Below are 1,121 nucleotides of genomic sequence, written 5' to 3'. Positions count from 1 at the left end.
TCATTACCGCCCTTTATCCGAGATTGTCCCATGAGGACGAATTGCAAGGCGAGAGTAATTCCATATCGAACCAAAAAAGGATACTCGAAACCTTTGCAAAACAAAATGGCTTTACCAACCTGCGCTGGTACACCGACGACGGCTATTCCGGCGCGAACTTTCAAAGGCCCGGTTTTCAAGCCATGCTTGCAGACATTGAAGCCGGGAAAGTGGGTACGGTCATTGTCAAGGACATGAGCCGGTTAGGGCGAAACTACTTGCAGGTGGGATTTTACACGGAAATGCTGTTCCCCCAAAAGGGCGTGCGTTTTATCGCTGTCAACGACAATGTGGACAGCGCAAACGGCGGCATGGACAACGATTTTACCCCTCTGCGAAATCTGTTCAACGAATGGCTGGTGAGAGATACGAGCAAGAAAATCAAGGCAGTTAAGAGAGCAAAAGGCATGAGCGGCAAGCCCGTTACCAGCAAGCCAGTGTACGGCTACCTCATGGACGAGGACGAGAACTATATTGTTGACGAGGAAACCGCGCCGGTAGTCCGGCAGATATACCAGCTTTGCCTTGCCGGGAACGGCCCGACCAAGATTGCCCGTATGCTTACGGAGCAGCAAATCCCCACGCCGGGTACGCTGGAATACCGCAGGACGGGCAGCACCCGCCGCTATCACCCCGGCTATGAGTGCAAATGGGCGACAAACACCGTTGTCCACCTGTTGGAAAACCGGGAGTACACCGGCTGTCTGGTAAACTTCAAGACGGAAAAGCCCTCTTACAAGACCAAGCACAGCGTAGAGAACCCCGTGGAGAAGCAGGCCATTTTCCCGAACCACCATGAGCCGATTATCGACACGGAAACATGGGAGCGCGTGCAGGAGTTACGCAAGCAGCGCAAACGCCCGAACCGCTATGACGAAGTGGGGCTGTTCTCCGGTATGCTGTTCTGCGCCGACTGCGGCCATGTGATGTACCAGCAGCGGTATCAGAACAAGAACCGCAAGCAGGACTGTTACATCTGCGGCAGCTACAAGAAGCGCACCCGCGACTGTACGGCGCACTTTATCCGCACCGACCTGTTGACCGCCGGTGTCCTCTCCAATCTCCGGCAGGTGACGGAATAT

1 protein-coding gene is annotated in these 1,121 nt (G+C 54.5%); it reads left to right on the top strand.

From position 1 onward, the window contains the following. Positions 1 to 2: 2 nt before the first annotated feature. The coding region (locus WMO64_RS17020) for a recombinase family protein (RefSeq protein WP_349232766.1) at positions 3 to 1,121 on the top strand (1,119 nt) is incomplete at its 3' end.

The organism is Pseudoflavonifractor intestinihominis (genome assembly GCF_040096055.1).
Lineage (GTDB): Bacteria > Bacillota > Clostridia > Oscillospirales > Oscillospiraceae > Pseudoflavonifractor > Pseudoflavonifractor intestinihominis.
Note: the sequence above shows the minus strand (reverse complement) of the source record. Positions and strands in the feature narration are given on the sequence as shown.